Annotated in this window: 18 protein-coding genes; 13 read left to right on the top strand and 5 right to left on the bottom strand. The window is 40.7% G+C overall.

Going from position 1 to position 12,296, the window contains the following annotated elements; all coding sequences use genetic code 11:
- Positions 1–79 precede the first annotated feature (79 nt).
- The 10 genes from NSS75_RS13205 to NSS75_RS13160 all read left to right on the top strand — a co-directional run bounded on the left by NSS75_RS13205 (position 80) and on the right by NSS75_RS13160 (position 6,019).
- Entirely contained in the window at positions 80–1,033 is a 954-nt protein-coding gene (locus NSS75_RS13205) for a magnesium transporter CorA family protein (protein WP_185848826.1), read from the top strand.
- 62 nt (positions 1,034–1,095) lie between these two features.
- Positions 1,096–1,506 (top strand): CBS domain-containing protein, encoded by a 411-nt coding sequence (locus NSS75_RS13200; RefSeq protein ID WP_024122048.1) that lies wholly within the window; start codon positions 1,096–1,098, stop codon positions 1,504–1,506.
- Positions 1,507–1,827: 321 nt separating this feature from the next.
- Positions 1,828–2,898 (top strand): competence protein ComGA, encoded by a 1,071-nt coding sequence (gene comGA, locus NSS75_RS13195; RefSeq protein WP_024122047.1) that lies wholly within the window; start codon positions 1,828–1,830, stop codon positions 2,896–2,898.
- Complete coding sequence (gene comGB / locus NSS75_RS13190) at positions 2,885–3,922, top strand: competence type IV pilus assembly protein ComGB (protein ID WP_101861038.1); 1,038 nt, start codon at positions 2,885–2,887, stop codon at positions 3,920–3,922. The genes comGA and comGB overlap by 14 nt, the downstream gene beginning before the upstream one ends.
- Before the next feature lie 13 nt (positions 3,923–3,935).
- Complete coding sequence (comGC, locus tag NSS75_RS13185; RefSeq protein WP_010334925.1) at positions 3,936–4,232, top strand: competence type IV pilus major pilin ComGC; 297 nt, start codon at positions 3,936–3,938, stop codon at positions 4,230–4,232.
- A complete protein-coding gene (comGD, locus tag NSS75_RS13180) occupies positions 4,222–4,653 on the top strand; it encodes a competence type IV pilus minor pilin ComGD (protein WP_024122044.1) in 432 nt (143 codons plus the stop codon). The genes comGC and comGD overlap by 11 nt, the downstream gene beginning before the upstream one ends.
- Positions 4,637–4,984 (top strand): competence type IV pilus minor pilin ComGE, encoded by a 348-nt coding sequence (comGE, locus tag NSS75_RS13175; protein WP_339233339.1) that lies wholly within the window; start codon positions 4,637–4,639, stop codon positions 4,982–4,984. The genes comGD and comGE overlap by 17 nt, the downstream gene beginning before the upstream one ends.
- Positions 4,985–5,009: 25 nt before the next feature.
- A complete protein-coding gene (gene comGF / locus NSS75_RS13170; RefSeq protein ID WP_038954226.1) occupies positions 5,010–5,393 on the top strand; it encodes a competence type IV pilus minor pilin ComGF in 384 nt (127 codons plus the stop codon).
- Positions 5,394–5,768 carry a competence type IV pilus minor pilin ComGG gene (gene comGG, locus NSS75_RS13165; RefSeq protein ID WP_059335411.1) on the top strand — a complete coding sequence of 125 codons (375 nt, stop codon included), beginning with the start codon at positions 5,394–5,396 and terminating at the stop codon, positions 5,766–5,768.
- Between the two features lie 71 nt (positions 5,769–5,839).
- On the top strand, positions 5,840–6,019 hold the full coding sequence (locus NSS75_RS13160) for a YqzE family protein (protein ID WP_101861035.1): 180 nt from the start codon (positions 5,840–5,842) through the stop codon (positions 6,017–6,019).
- 42 nt (positions 6,020–6,061) lie between these two features.
- Here NSS75_RS13160 and NSS75_RS13155 read toward each other — a convergent pair whose 3' ends face one another.
- Complete coding sequence (locus NSS75_RS13155; RefSeq protein WP_024122040.1) at positions 6,062–6,385, bottom strand: YqzG/YhdC family protein; 324 nt, start codon at positions 6,383–6,385, stop codon at positions 6,062–6,064.
- 276 nt (positions 6,386–6,661) lie between these two features.
- Here NSS75_RS13155 and tapA point away from each other — a divergent pair, with 276 nt between their 5' ends.
- The 3 genes from tapA (at position 6,662) to tasA (ending at position 8,829) form a co-directional block, all read left to right on the top strand.
- Positions 6,662–7,423: an amyloid fiber anchoring/assembly protein TapA gene (tapA, locus tag NSS75_RS13150; RefSeq protein WP_101861034.1), complete on the top strand. Its 762-nt coding sequence runs from the start codon at positions 6,662–6,664 to the stop codon at positions 7,421–7,423.
- Complete coding sequence (locus NSS75_RS13145) at positions 7,395–7,979, top strand: signal peptidase I (protein WP_268496720.1); 585 nt, start codon at positions 7,395–7,397, stop codon at positions 7,977–7,979. Before tapA ends, NSS75_RS13145 begins: the two co-directional genes overlap by 29 nt.
- A gap of 64 nt (positions 7,980–8,043) precedes the next feature.
- On the top strand, positions 8,044–8,829 hold the full coding sequence (tasA, locus tag NSS75_RS13140) for a biofilm matrix protein TasA (protein ID WP_024122037.1): 786 nt from the start codon (positions 8,044–8,046) through the stop codon (positions 8,827–8,829).
- A gap of 86 nt (positions 8,830–8,915) precedes the next feature.
- Here the strand turns inward: tasA and sinR are convergent, their stop codons facing one another.
- The 4 genes from sinR to NSS75_RS13120 all read right to left on the bottom strand — a co-directional run bounded on the left by sinR (position 8,916) and on the right by NSS75_RS13120 (position 12,129).
- Complete coding sequence (gene sinR / locus NSS75_RS13135) at positions 8,916–9,251, bottom strand: transcriptional regulator SinR (RefSeq protein WP_003226345.1); 336 nt, start codon at positions 9,249–9,251, stop codon at positions 8,916–8,918.
- A gap of 33 nt (positions 9,252–9,284) precedes the next feature.
- Entirely contained in the window at positions 9,285–9,458 is a 174-nt protein-coding gene (locus NSS75_RS13130) for an anti-repressor SinI family protein (RefSeq protein WP_024122036.1), read from the bottom strand.
- A gap of 183 nt (positions 9,459–9,641) precedes the next feature.
- Complete coding sequence (locus NSS75_RS13125) at positions 9,642–10,436, bottom strand: YqhG family protein (protein WP_101861032.1); 795 nt, start codon at positions 10,434–10,436, stop codon at positions 9,642–9,644.
- A 19-nt stretch (positions 10,437–10,455) separates the two neighbouring features.
- Entirely contained in the window at positions 10,456–12,129 is a 1,674-nt protein-coding gene (locus NSS75_RS13120) for an SNF2-related protein (RefSeq protein WP_101861177.1), read from the bottom strand.
- Between the last annotated feature and the right edge of the window lie 167 nt (positions 12,130–12,296).

Raw genomic sequence — 12,296 nt, 5'->3', positions numbered from 1 at the left:
TGAAGTGCCTAAATGGTTTAGGAATGCTTCTCCTTGGGCAATTAAAGAACAAAAGAATAAAAGTCTGGAGGATCGTAACATGAAGGTACATACAGGTGGGGATTGGTTTTGGTACCAAATGGGGCCTCAGGAAAGAGATAAGGCAAGAGATCTGATCCATTTTTCTCATTGGCCGCAATGTGAAAAGTGGTTTGAAAATAATCATCATATTAATTTTTTGCGCGTGGATACAACAGAAGCTGAGAATGAAGCGGTATTTGGCTCGATCGTATATGATCAGGGGCTTGGCGAGGAAAAAGACCATACCGTTTTTCATTTCTATATTACTAGGCAATATTTTTTCACAATTAACTTTGATTTTGCGATTTTGGATGGGATTAAGGGAAAACAAGTTGTCCAGCAAATGGAGAGAGCGGATAGTACCATGGAGGGATTTTTGATCCTTCTCGGCGAGTTAATGAATGCGTATTTAATCGGTGTAGATGAATTTGAAGTAAAGCTGAGAAAACTCAGATGGCAAATCAAAGACGACAATAGCAAAAGCATTTTAAACCGTGTTCATCTCCTGCACCATGAGCTGATGGTCTGGAAAAACTTAATCCTAAGCGCTAAAAAAATTGAAATGGCATTGAAAGAAACCTTTTTGCTCCAAAATGATAGTAAAAAGGTTTATCAGCGGATACAACTCAAAATTGACAGGGGGTTTACATACATCAGCGAATTTGAAGGGGAGCTTAATAGTCTGTTGCATTCAGAGGAAGTCATTACCTCTCACAGGGGAAATGAAATATTCAAAGCGCTGACCATTTTCACGACGCTTTTTACGCCGGTTACAGCACTCGGTGCCCTCTGGGGGATGAACTTTTCCGTGATGCCTGAGCTGAATTGGAAATACGGTTATGTCTTTTCTCTCTTATTGATTATCACTTCTACAGTCTTAATCTACCTATATTTGAAGAAGAAAGGCTGGACGGGAGATATGCTGCAGGAACGGAAGGATAAAAAGAAATCTCGAAAACGGCGGATACTGTAGAATGTTTCATTTTTTGTGCAGCGGATAAAGAATAAATAGAACACGGTAAAGGAGGAATTGAAATGAAAGTAAGAGATATCATGACTGCGAATGTAGAATGCTGTGAGCCAACCGCATCAGTCACTGAACTAGCCAAAAAGATGAAAGACTCCAATGTCGGTTCTATTCCAATTTGTGAAAGCGGCAGACTTCAAGGCATCGTTTCTGATCGGGACATTGTCACCAGAAGCTTAGCTGAAGATCAAATGGAAGCGAAAGCAAGTGATATCATGAGCACCGAAATCGTTTCCGGTCATCCTGATATGTCTGCTGATGAAGCGAGTCAGCTCATGGCAGAGCATCAAATCCGCCGTTTACCGATTCTTGAAAATGAACGTTTAACGGGTATTGTTGCGTTAGGCGACCTTTCCGTTAAGAAAGACACAGACCAGAAAGCCGGAAAAGCATTAAGTGAAATTTCTAAATCAGCATAACAAACAGTTTGGAAGAGGTAACTGCCTCTTCCTTTTTATTTTGTATACAATAAACTGATTCGCCAATTTTAGAAAGCATCAAACTTCGATTTATAAATCCCTCTTTGGGTGCCAGAGCCGGACTGCGTACCTCTGTCCATCAATCTCTTTTCAAACCCTTATTAAAATTGAAAATGATGTGATACATATAGCTGAATTTCTCTTTTTAATAAGGGCGAAATGGTTTTTTAGGTTGTAAAATACATCAGAAATCACATTTTCTTTGTTTGATTACCATGTCTTCTTTTTCTACAATACGCTTTGAAAGGAGAGGGAATCAAAGTGGATTCGATAGAAAAAACAAGCAAAACTTTAATTGAAGAGGCATATAGGACGAAGGCCTCTGACATTCACATTGTGCCGAGGGAACGGGACGCAATCATTCATTTTCGGGTTGACCATGCATTGCTGAAAAAGCGAAACATGAAAAAAGAAGAGTGTGTAAGACTCATTTCTCATTTTAAGTTTCTCTCAGCTATGGACATAGGGGAAAGAAGAAAGCCGCAAAATGGATCTCTTACTCTAAAATTAAAAGAGGGTGACGTTCACTTAAGGATGTCAACGCTCCCGACAATTAACGAAGAAAGCCTCGTCATCAGAGTGATGCCTCAGTATAATATCCCTTCGATTGACAAACTGTCTTTATTCCCAAAGACAGGAGCCACCTTGCTTTCATTTTTAAAACACTCCCACGGCATGCTGATTTTTACCGGACCAACAGGCTCTGGGAAAACAACAACATTATATTCTCTGATCCAATATGCAAAAAAACATTTTAATCGAAACATTGTCACACTTGAAGATCCAGTGGAAACGAGGGATGAAGATGTTCTTCAAGTGCAGGTGAATGAAAAAGCCGGTGTCACATATTCCACAGGGCTGAAGGCTATTTTGCGCCATGACCCCGATATGATCATCTTAGGTGAGATTAGAGACGCTGAAACAGCCCAAATTGCGGTGCGGGCAGCGATGACTGGTCATTTAGTGCTGACGAGCCTTCATACGAGAGATGCGAAGGGCGCGATTTACAGGCTGCTTGAATTTGGCATTAATATGAATGAAATCGAGCAAACGGTTATTGCGATAGCGGCTCAGCGTTTAGTTGATTTGGCTTGCCCGTTTTGTGAAGACGGATGTTCATCAGTGTATTGCCGCCTGTCACGAAATGTCAGGAGAGCAAGCGTATACGAGCTGCTTTACGGGAAAAACCTTCAGCAGTGTATCCAGGAAGCGAAAGGGGACAATGCAAATTACCAATATCAAACGCTGCGTCAAATTATAAGAAAAGGGATTGCGCTCGGCTATTTAACGACAAACAACTATGACCGGTGGGTTTATCATGAAACAGATTAGAAAAGTTTGGCCGTTAAAGGATCAAGCCTATTTACTGAAAAGGCTGGGTGAAATGACAGCGGGCGGATACAGTCTTTTAGACGGATTGCGCCTGATGCAGCTGCAAATGAATAAAAGGCAGCTGGCGGACTTGGCTAACGCAATAAGCCGGTTGAGAGAAGGAGAATCGTTTTACAATGTATTAAAGAGCTTGTCATTTCATAAGGAAGCCGTCGGTAGTTGTTATTTTGCTGAAACACATGGGGAATTGCCGGCTTCCATGATTCAGAGCGGAGAGCTGCTGGAACGAAAAGCAAGCCAAGCAGAACAGATAAAAAGGGTGTTGCGATATCCTCTTTTCCTCATCTTTACCGTTGTTGTCATGCTTTATATGCTGCAAAACATCATCATTCCTCAGTTTTCCGGTATTTATCAATCGATGAATGTAGAAACGTCACGCACAACAGACATCATTTTTGCGTTTTTTCAGCACCTTGATACTGTGTTCATATTAATGGCCATTTTGGCTGCAGGAATAGGTCTTTATTATTGGTTTGTGTTCAAGAAAAAATCCCCTGACCATCAAATGCTCATTTGCGTAAGCATTCCTTTGTTTGGAAAGCTGGTCAGGCTGTTTAACAGCTACTTTTTTTCTTTACAGCTGAGCAGTCTGCTTGCATCAGGTCTTTCTATTTATGAAAGTTTGAAAGCATTTAGGAAGCAAACGTTTCTCCCTTTTTACCGCTATGAAGCTGAACAAATGATTGAACGGTTAAAAGCCGGTGAAACCATTGAAGCTGCTTTATACAAACGGCCTTTTTACGAAAATGATTTTTCAAAAGTGATATCTCATGGCCAGCTAAGCGGCCGCTTGGATCGGGAACTCTTCACATACAGCCAGTTTATATTGCAGCGGCTTGAGGACAAGTCACAAAAATGGACAGGCATTCTTCAGCCCATTATTTACGGATTTGTCGCAGGGATGATTTTAATTGTTTATCTATCGATGCTCCTGCCTATGTATCAGATGATGAATCAAATGTGAAAGGAAGAGGCGGATGAATGAGAAAGGGTTTACACTTGTGGAAATGCTGATCGTTCTCTTTATTATTTCTATTTTGCTATTGATCACCATACCGAATGTAACAAAACATAATCAAACCATTCAGAAAAAGGGCTGTGAAGGCCTGCAAAACATGATAAAGGCGCAGGTAACAGCATATGAACTCGATCATGACGGGAAGACACCAAGCCTCGGCGATTTACAGGCAGAAGGTTATGTGAAAAAAGATGCGGTTTGTCCAAATGGAAAGCAAATTATCATTACCGGCGGGGAGGTTAAGGTTGAACATTAAATTAAAAGGGGAAGCTGGATTCACCCTTTTAGAAAGCCTGCTTGTTTTAAGCCTCGCCTCTATTATGCTGATTGCGGTGTTTACCACGCTTCCTCCTATTTATGAAAATACAGCATTACGACAGACAGTATCCCAGCTGAAAAACGATATTTTACTTTCACAGCAGACCGCAATTTCCAATCATCAAAGAACAAAAATTCTTTTTCAAGAGAAAAAATATCAATTAATCATAGGTGACACTGTTATAGACCGTACTTATCATAACGGGCTTTCGGCAGAGTTACTGACATTAAAAGACCGCTTGGAATTTAACGAGAAAGGGCACCCGAATATAGGCGGGAAAATCCGTATAAAAGGGCGTGCCGCCTATGACATAACAGTTTATTTAGGGAGCGGAAGAGTGAATGTGGAGAGAAAATAAAGGCTTTTCTACAATTGAAACAATGGCTGCCCTCAGCATATGGCTCTTTATGCTTCTGACGATCGTGCCGTTGTGGAACAAGCTGATAGCTGATGAACATATAGCGGAGTCGAGAGAAATGGGTTATCAGCTTGTCAATGAAAGCATAGGCAAATATATACTGACAGGAAAAGGAAATTCGTCACAAACTGTTTCGATGAACAATAGCAAATACTCGATGACATGGGAGGAGGAGGGAAAGTATCAAAACGTATGCATCACATCAGACGCCTATAAAGACAAGCCATTTTGCCTCAGCATTTTGCGGACAGACTGGCTATACGCTTCTTAATGTATTATTTTCGCTCTCTGCTTATTTGCTCATATCAGGATCGTTAGCGATATTCTTTCATCTATTTTTGTCACGTCAACAGGAGAATGAGGGCTTCATGCAGCGGGAATGGGTCATTTCGGTAGAGCAGATCATGAATGAGTGCAAGCAGTCGCAGACAGTGCAGACAGATGAGCATGGCAGCGTCTTAATCTGCAGAAATCTGTCAGGGCAAGAGGTCCGTTTTGAAATCTACCATTCAATGATCAGGAAAAGAGTAGACGGAAAAGGGCATGTTCCGATTCTTGACCATATTAAAACAATGAAAGCCGGGGTTAAAAATGGGATGCTTTGGTTGAAAGTCAAGAATGAGAATGATAAAGAGTATCAAACCGCTTTTCCGGTATATACGTCGTTAGGAGGTGGGTGAATGTACTACTCAAAAGGGTTTATCTATCCGGCTGTTCTTTTTACATTTGCCCTTGTGATGCTGATTGTGAATTTCACCGCCCCTCAATTTGTTTCACGGCATATGTTTGAGAAGGAAACAAAAGAGTATTACACAGGAGAAAATCTGCTGCAAAATGGCGCGCTTCTATCCATCAGGCATATACTTGAGCACAGACCAGGCCGAAAGGGTTCACAGCAGTTTCAATATGGACATGTATCTTATGACATTCGCAAAACAACCATAAAAGAACAGCAAGAAATCACTCTTAAAGCCATCACAGAGTCGGGAACAGAAAAAAACGCTCAGCTGCTGTTCGATCAAAATCAGAAAAAACTGCTGAGCTGGACAGAATAAACCAGCGGTATGTGTATAAAAAAAGTCGTGTGAGCCAACACTTCATAATAACTGAATGATGAGGTGATCACGTGAAAACGAATGATTATGTCAAATATATGACTCAGCAATTTGTGAAATATATAGACACTCCAAAAGATAAGCGAAAAGAACGAAAAGAGGTTCGAAAAGAAACAAAAACGCCTGCTTCTCAGCATTGGTTCGGTATTTTACCTTATGGTTTTAGGCTATGGCTGAAAAGAAAAAAATAAATTGTACCAATATAACGAACAAGGTCCTTCACATGGAGGACCTTATTGATATTCTTCTAAAATTGCAATTTTATTCACCTTTTGACTATGAGGATCGAAAGAAATTGTGACAAACACGCCGAATTCCTTTGAGCCTTCTCTCAGGGTTAAATGATATTGCTTCACAGCTTCGTCTTTTCTTTTGCGGTCCCAAACTTTTTGTTTAACCAGTACCTGTGCGAGCGGGTACCTTTTTTTTGCTTCTTTTACAGCAAGCTCTTCCCATTTTGACATGTGGCGGGCGGTTACAAGCGGCCCTTCTTCTGCTTGAGCGGCACTGGTGCCGAAACCGAGAAGAGACAGACAAATCACACATTGTTTGATCATAAGCCGTCACCCTTTCTTTGTTGTTTATTATTGCCAAATGTTAACCGGATATGCGTTTAATTTCTCACATAACAATCCCAAAAAATTCTAAAAACTTAAAAAGGTGAGCAATATTGAGTAAGGCTATGCAATATGATGAAAACATTCTTTTAAACGAACAAAATGGCGGATTTTGGTGTTTTTAAATCCTTCAATCGTTGATTATACTCAGTTTGTATGGTTCTTAAAAGAGAACGATTGTCACATCAAGTTACAGTGTTTTACAGGGGGTAAGGTATGTTTCGATTGTTCCGCAATCAGCATAAGGCTAAGACAAAATTAAGAGTGCTGCTTGTTTTTCAGCTTTCAGCCATATTCAGTCTGACAGCGGCCATATGCTTACAATTTACCGGAGATACAAGCGCAGCTTTTTATGATATTGAAAACTTTGATGTTTCGCTTCAAACGTGTGAGAACTTTCAGCATACAGATAAAAACTGTCATTACGATAAACGGTGGGACCAAAGTGATTTACACGTGGTGAATCAAACAGATACAAAAGGTACTGTCTGTTCCCCTGTTCGTCTATTTGTCGAGCTGGAAAACAGAGGCGAGAAACTTAAGAAATCGAAATGGAAGTGGGAGCTTCATAAACTGGCAAACACCCGCAAACCGCTAAAAGACGGGAACGTAATAGATAAAGGATACGTTTCCAACCAAATAGGCGAATCACTTTACAAAATTGAAACAAATAAAAAAGTGAAATCCGGCATTTATGTGTTTAAAGTATATAAACCGGCCGGCTATCCGGCGGACGGAAGCAAGTCTGAGTGGTCGGATCCAATGACAATTGTGAAGTGTGACGAAAAACCGACGACACCGAAAAAGGAAAGTCAGCCGGCTGTGAAAAAACAGCACAATCAAGCAGACAGTGACAGAAAAGACAAAACAGATAAAGAAAAAACAGCCGACAAAGCCGTAACTGAAGACAAAGAAAATCAACCAGTTCAGAAGGAAAGCGGGGAAGAGGATGAAGAAAGCATTAAAGCTGATCAGTAATATCCTTTACGTAATCATCTTTACTCTGATTATTGTGTTAACGCTAGTTGTCATATCAACACGTTCATCCGGGGGAGAGCCGGCAGTGTTCGGATACACGCTGAAATCAGTACTGTCTGGCTCGATGGACCCTGAATTTAAAACGGGCTCATTAATTCTTGTTAAAGAAATCACGGATGTGAAAAAGCTCCAAAAGGGCGACGTGATCACATTTATGCAGGATGCAGACACAGCGGTGACCCATAGAATTATTGATATGAAAAAGCAAGGCGATCATTTGTCATTCCAAACAAAAGGGGATAATAACGCCGCAGCTGATTCTGCGCCTGTGTCGGATGAAAATGTCCGCGCGCAATATACAGGTTTTCAGCTTCCTTATGCCGGCTACATGCTTCATTTTGCCAGTCAGCCGATCGGCACAGCTATTTTACTGATTGTTCCCGGCGTTATGCTGCTGATCTACTCCTTTGTGACAATCAGCAGTGCGATCAGGGAGATTGAAAGAAAGACGAAAGCCTTGGAAACAGAGACAAAGGACAATACGATGTCCACTTAACATCAGTTGTAAACCTGGCAACAGGTTTCGATAATATAATCATTCAATAAAAGGGGAGTTTACCATGGGTATGAAAAAGAAATTGAGTTTAGGAGTTGCATCAGCAGCACTAGGGTTAGCTTTAGTAGGAGGAGGAACATGGGCAGCATTTAACGACATTAAATCAACGGATGCTACTTTTGCATCAGGCACGCTTGATTTAGCAGCGAAAGAAAATTCAGCCAGTGTCAACTTATCAAATCTAAAGCCGGGAGATAAATTGACGAAAGATTTCCAATTCGAAAATAACGGCTCACTTGCGATCAAAGAGGTATTAATGGCGCTGAATTATGGAGAATTTAAAGCAAACGGGGGAAGTAATACATCCCCAGAAGATTTTCTCAGCCAATTTGAGGTTACATTATTGACAGTCGGCAAAGAGGGAGGCAATGGCTATCCGAAAAACATCATTTTAGATGATGCCAACCTTAAAGACTTATATTTAATGTCCTCTAAGAATGATGCTGCGGCGACTGAAAAAATTAAAAAACAAATTGATCCTAAATTCTTAAACGCAAGCGGAAAAGTCAATATAGCGACAATTGACGGTAAAACCGCTCCTGAATATGACGGCGTTCCAAAAACACCGACTGATTTTGACCAGGTTAAAATGGAAATTCAATTTAAAGACGATAAAACAAAAGATGAAAAGGGACAAATGGTTCAAAATAAATATCAAGGCAACTCATTACAGCTTCAATTCTCATTCGAAGCAACACAGTGGAATGGCTTGACAATCAAAAAGGAACATACTGATAAAGACGGTTACATTAAAGAAAATGAAAAAGCGCATAGCGAGGATAAACATTAATAGAAAAAAGAGGTGGCTCAGTACATGCGTACTGAGCCATTCTTATGTTCATTGACAAAAGAGGAGTAAGTGCCTCTGCTCAGGCACTACTCCTCTTTTTGGGATTTTCTCCATTTTTGATAATCTAAAAATTCACGAAATTGTTTTTTCGATACCCCAGATGTCATCGCATCGCGAACCAATTTCTCCCATTCACTATCTAATTGACCATCGTATTCGGTTTCATGTTTTTCATCAAGCAAAGTATGAACCGAGACGTCCAGAACAGCGGAGACTTTTTCGAGAAATTGAATGGAGGGGTTCGTTTGTAGATTTCGTTCTATTGAGCTTAAATAAGACTTCGCTACCCCAGCTTTTTCTGCTAGTTCTGATAGTGAGTAGCCTTTTTCTTTACGGTATTGTTTAATACGCTGGCCAATCAATGTCATCACCTTCCTTGTGATATTATAGCACATTCAGAAAGGATTTATGGTATGACTTCTGGCTGCCGGACCAGGATGAGCAGACTTTTTGTTTAAAAGTAAATATTTGCGTATTTCCTCAGGGCTGATATTTGCTTCTCTGGCTTCCATCATTAATTCAACCCATTCTTGATCTAATTCGAAGTGCTCTTGTTTTGCATTTTTCATGCAGTTTCTCCTCCTAAAATACTTGTTTATGTATTTCAGCCAGTCCGGCCATGACCATTGTACGCCTTCTGTGGTCTCTGGAAGTCATTTGCCAATTGAATAGCCAGAATTTTTTTCCAATATACCTTTATTATAATAGCATTTTTCCAAAAAAAACGAGAACGATGTCGAATCTGAAAAAAGTTAGCTCGAAATATTATTTTGCAGAAAAAATAATCCGCCATTCTCGATCTGAACTGATATCTTTGGTTGATACAAGGCTTTTAACGCCTGTTTTTCAAGATGGTACTCTTCTGGTTTTTCTTCTGTATGCTCATAAAACTGATCAAGCAATTTCATATCGTTTTGCCACCTGTTTACCGCCTGCTCTGCCCAGTCTGACGGTTCTTGCATAGCGGCTTGGGTAATGTAGCTCTCCATCCGCTTAAGACCGCTTTCAGGTTTGATCATAGGCGATATGGTGAAACAATAGTCACATATTTGTGATGTCAATGAAAGCTGTACGAGCTTACTTTGAAAATCTTCAATCATGGTTCCAGAGACAAGGTGAAGACCTAGTGACAATAGCTTATCCTTTTTCATGTCGGACTGGTATGAAATCATGACATTTATACCAAGCCAAGGCTGAAGCGGAATTTTCGCTCCGGCTGATTCAATTTTCTCATACATTCTGGTAAATCTCCCATTTTGTTTAACTGCTTTAAATATTTGAAAAAGGCGTGGCGCCCCGAAATAAATAAATTCGCCGTCTAGGTCTTTTGGAGCAGATTCCTTATCTGTAATGAACGTCATTTTCATCGGATTCGGGTCGCCGCCGGTCTTCTCGCGCCAGTGCCAGTAAAAAGGCCGATTCATGATCTGTTTGTCCATTTCAACTGTAAGCTGAACCGTTATGTAACCGGGGCCTTGGTCGATGATCGGACAGCTGTTTGCCTGGAAAAAACGAAGCAGAAATTGGTGAACCTCTTGCTGTCTCACTTGTAAAACCTCCTTGCGGCTAAGAACCTTTTTTTTCAGCGGGCTGCTGTTTTTTATAAGACAAAAATGAGGTTAAGTTGTCCATTTTAATTTTCATTTCTTCTTCGGTTGCCGAATGGTACAAAATATCGTGCAGGTGCTCTTCAAAATTGTTGACTTGAATTTTTGTTAAAATGTCATCAAGCTCGCCGACCACTTTTTCAAATAAATGAATTTTTTCATATAAAAGCTTTAAAATATGCTCTTCCACTGTATGTTTGGTAGCCATGTTATAAATATGGACGTCACGCTCCTGCCCGAGCCTGTGGATTCTTCCGATTCTTTGTTCAAGCCGCATCGGATTCCATGGCAAATCATAGTTAATCATGTGATTGCAAAACTGCAGGTTGATCCCTTCGCCGCCTGCTTCAGTTGCAATCAGCACTTGAACCTTCCCGCGGAAAAGGTCCTTCATCCAGTCTTTTTTCCCGCGTTTAAATCCGCCTCTGAACGGCACAGAGCTGATGCCGTGTTGCTGAAGAAACCACTGCAGATAAATTTGAGTGGCACGGTATTCTGTAAAAATAATGACTTTATCGTCTATCTTTTTAATCAGATCGATGACTTGATTCGCTTTAGAATTTTGTGTCACTTGATTGATGCGGTCCATTAATATAGAAATGGTGTCTTCATCAATGGCTGGTGCCTGTTTTTCTTTTTGGTCGAGCATTTTTTTCAATGTCATGTACACAGCTTCCCTGCTTGAACAGCATTCTCTTTGGAGTGTCATAATGGAGAACATGCTGGCCGGTTTGTTAATGCTTTCTTTCAGTCGGGAAATCTCATCGTAAAGCGCCTGCTCTGATGGAGAAAATTCAATCGGCACTGTTTCGACGCGGCGCTGCTTCCAATTCAGCCCGGTGTCATGCCGCCTGTTGCGAATCATGACTTTATTCACTAGATCTTTTAAATGATCATGCGCTTCTAAGCTGGATTTCTTTTTAGAAAACATTTCTTGAAAGTGATTCTGATTGCCTAAATGACCAGGCTTTAATAATGAAACCAAATTGAATATTTCTTCAACACGGTTTTGGATTGGCGTCGCAGTCAGCAGCAGGCAGTATTTTTTCACAAGATTCCGGACAAATTCATAGTTCTTTGTTTTGCTATTTTTGAGCTTGTGGGCCTCATCAATAATGACGAGATCATATGGGATTGACAGCACAATTTCCCGGTGGGGCGAGCGCTTTGCCGTATCGATGGAGGACACGACGATATCGCACTGCTCCCACACATAGCTTTTCTTTTGCTCAACAGCCGGAATCAAAAATTTTTCCTGAAGCTCTTTCACCCACTGCGAAACAAGAGAAGCTGGCACAAGGATCAGAATTTTTTTGGCTAACCCGCGAATCATATATTCTTTTAGAATCAGTCCGGCTTCAACAGTTTTGCCGAGCCCCACTTCATCTGCTAAAATCGCTTTTCCGTTCATTTTTTCAACAACCTTCTGCGCAACCTCAAGCTGATGGGGAAGCGGCGTGAAGGAAGGGAGATATAATGGGGCCCGCAAGCCTTCAAATTCAGGAATCGCCAATGTTTCCTGGATTTCTGATGAAAGCTTGTACAGCTCCCAGTTTGACCACGGACCGTCGTTTTTCAGTCTTTCGGCAAATTCTTCGGGCCATTTTGTGTCATATGTGATTTCTGCATTCATTGCTGTGAAACCGCCTTTCATATTCTTCAATTTTTTAAATGAACAATATAAGAAAAATCCGCCCAAATTGCTGTTGCCCCGCATATAGTGATGATGGTAGGATATGAGTATGTATTTGATGTAAGATATTGCTATAGTATGTCCATAACAGCATGAAAATATGAGCG

This window comes from Bacillus sp. FSL K6-1012, from assembly GCF_037964915.1.
Lineage (GTDB): Bacteria > Bacillota > Bacilli > Bacillales > Bacillaceae > Bacillus > Bacillus halotolerans.
This window is presented reverse-complemented; position numbering and strand designations above follow the sequence as displayed.

What these genes read in the sequence shown, in the direction of transcription:
- NSS75_RS13205 (WP_185848826.1), top strand. Translation starts at nt 80, where the DNA reads ATGAAGGTACATACAGGTGGGGATTGGTTTTGGTACCAAATGGGGCCT.
- NSS75_RS13200 (WP_024122048.1), top strand. Translation starts at nt 1,096, where the DNA reads ATGAAAGTAAGAGATATCATGACTGCGAATGTAGAATGCTGTGAGCCA.
- comGB (WP_101861038.1), top strand. Translation starts at nt 2,885, where the DNA reads ATGAAACAGATTAGAAAAGTTTGGCCGTTAAAGGATCAAGCCTATTTA.
- comGC (WP_010334925.1), top strand. Translation starts at nt 3,936, where the DNA reads ATGAATGAGAAAGGGTTTACACTTGTGGAAATGCTGATCGTTCTCTTT.
- comGE (WP_339233339.1), top strand. Translation starts at nt 4,637, where the DNA reads ATGTGGAGAGAAAATAAAGGCTTTTCTACAATTGAAACAATGGCTGCC.
- comGG (WP_059335411.1), top strand. Translation starts at nt 5,394, where the DNA reads ATGTACTACTCAAAAGGGTTTATCTATCCGGCTGTTCTTTTTACATTT.
- NSS75_RS13155 (WP_024122040.1), bottom strand. Translation starts at nt 6,385, where the DNA reads ATGATCAAACAATGTGTGATTTGTCTGTCTCTTCTCGGTTTCGGCACC.
- tapA (WP_101861034.1), top strand. Translation starts at nt 6,662, where the DNA reads ATGTTTCGATTGTTCCGCAATCAGCATAAGGCTAAGACAAAATTAAGA.
- NSS75_RS13145 (WP_268496720.1), top strand. Translation starts at nt 7,395, where the DNA reads ATGAAGAAAGCATTAAAGCTGATCAGTAATATCCTTTACGTAATCATC.
- tasA (WP_024122037.1), top strand. Translation starts at nt 8,044, where the DNA reads ATGGGTATGAAAAAGAAATTGAGTTTAGGAGTTGCATCAGCAGCACTA.
- NSS75_RS13130 (WP_024122036.1), bottom strand. Translation starts at nt 9,458, where the DNA reads ATGAAAAATGCAAAACAAGAGCACTTCGAATTAGATCAAGAATGGGTT.
- NSS75_RS13120 (WP_101861177.1), bottom strand. Translation starts at nt 12,129, where the DNA reads ATGAATGCAGAAATCACATATGACACAAAATGGCCCGAAGAATTTGCC.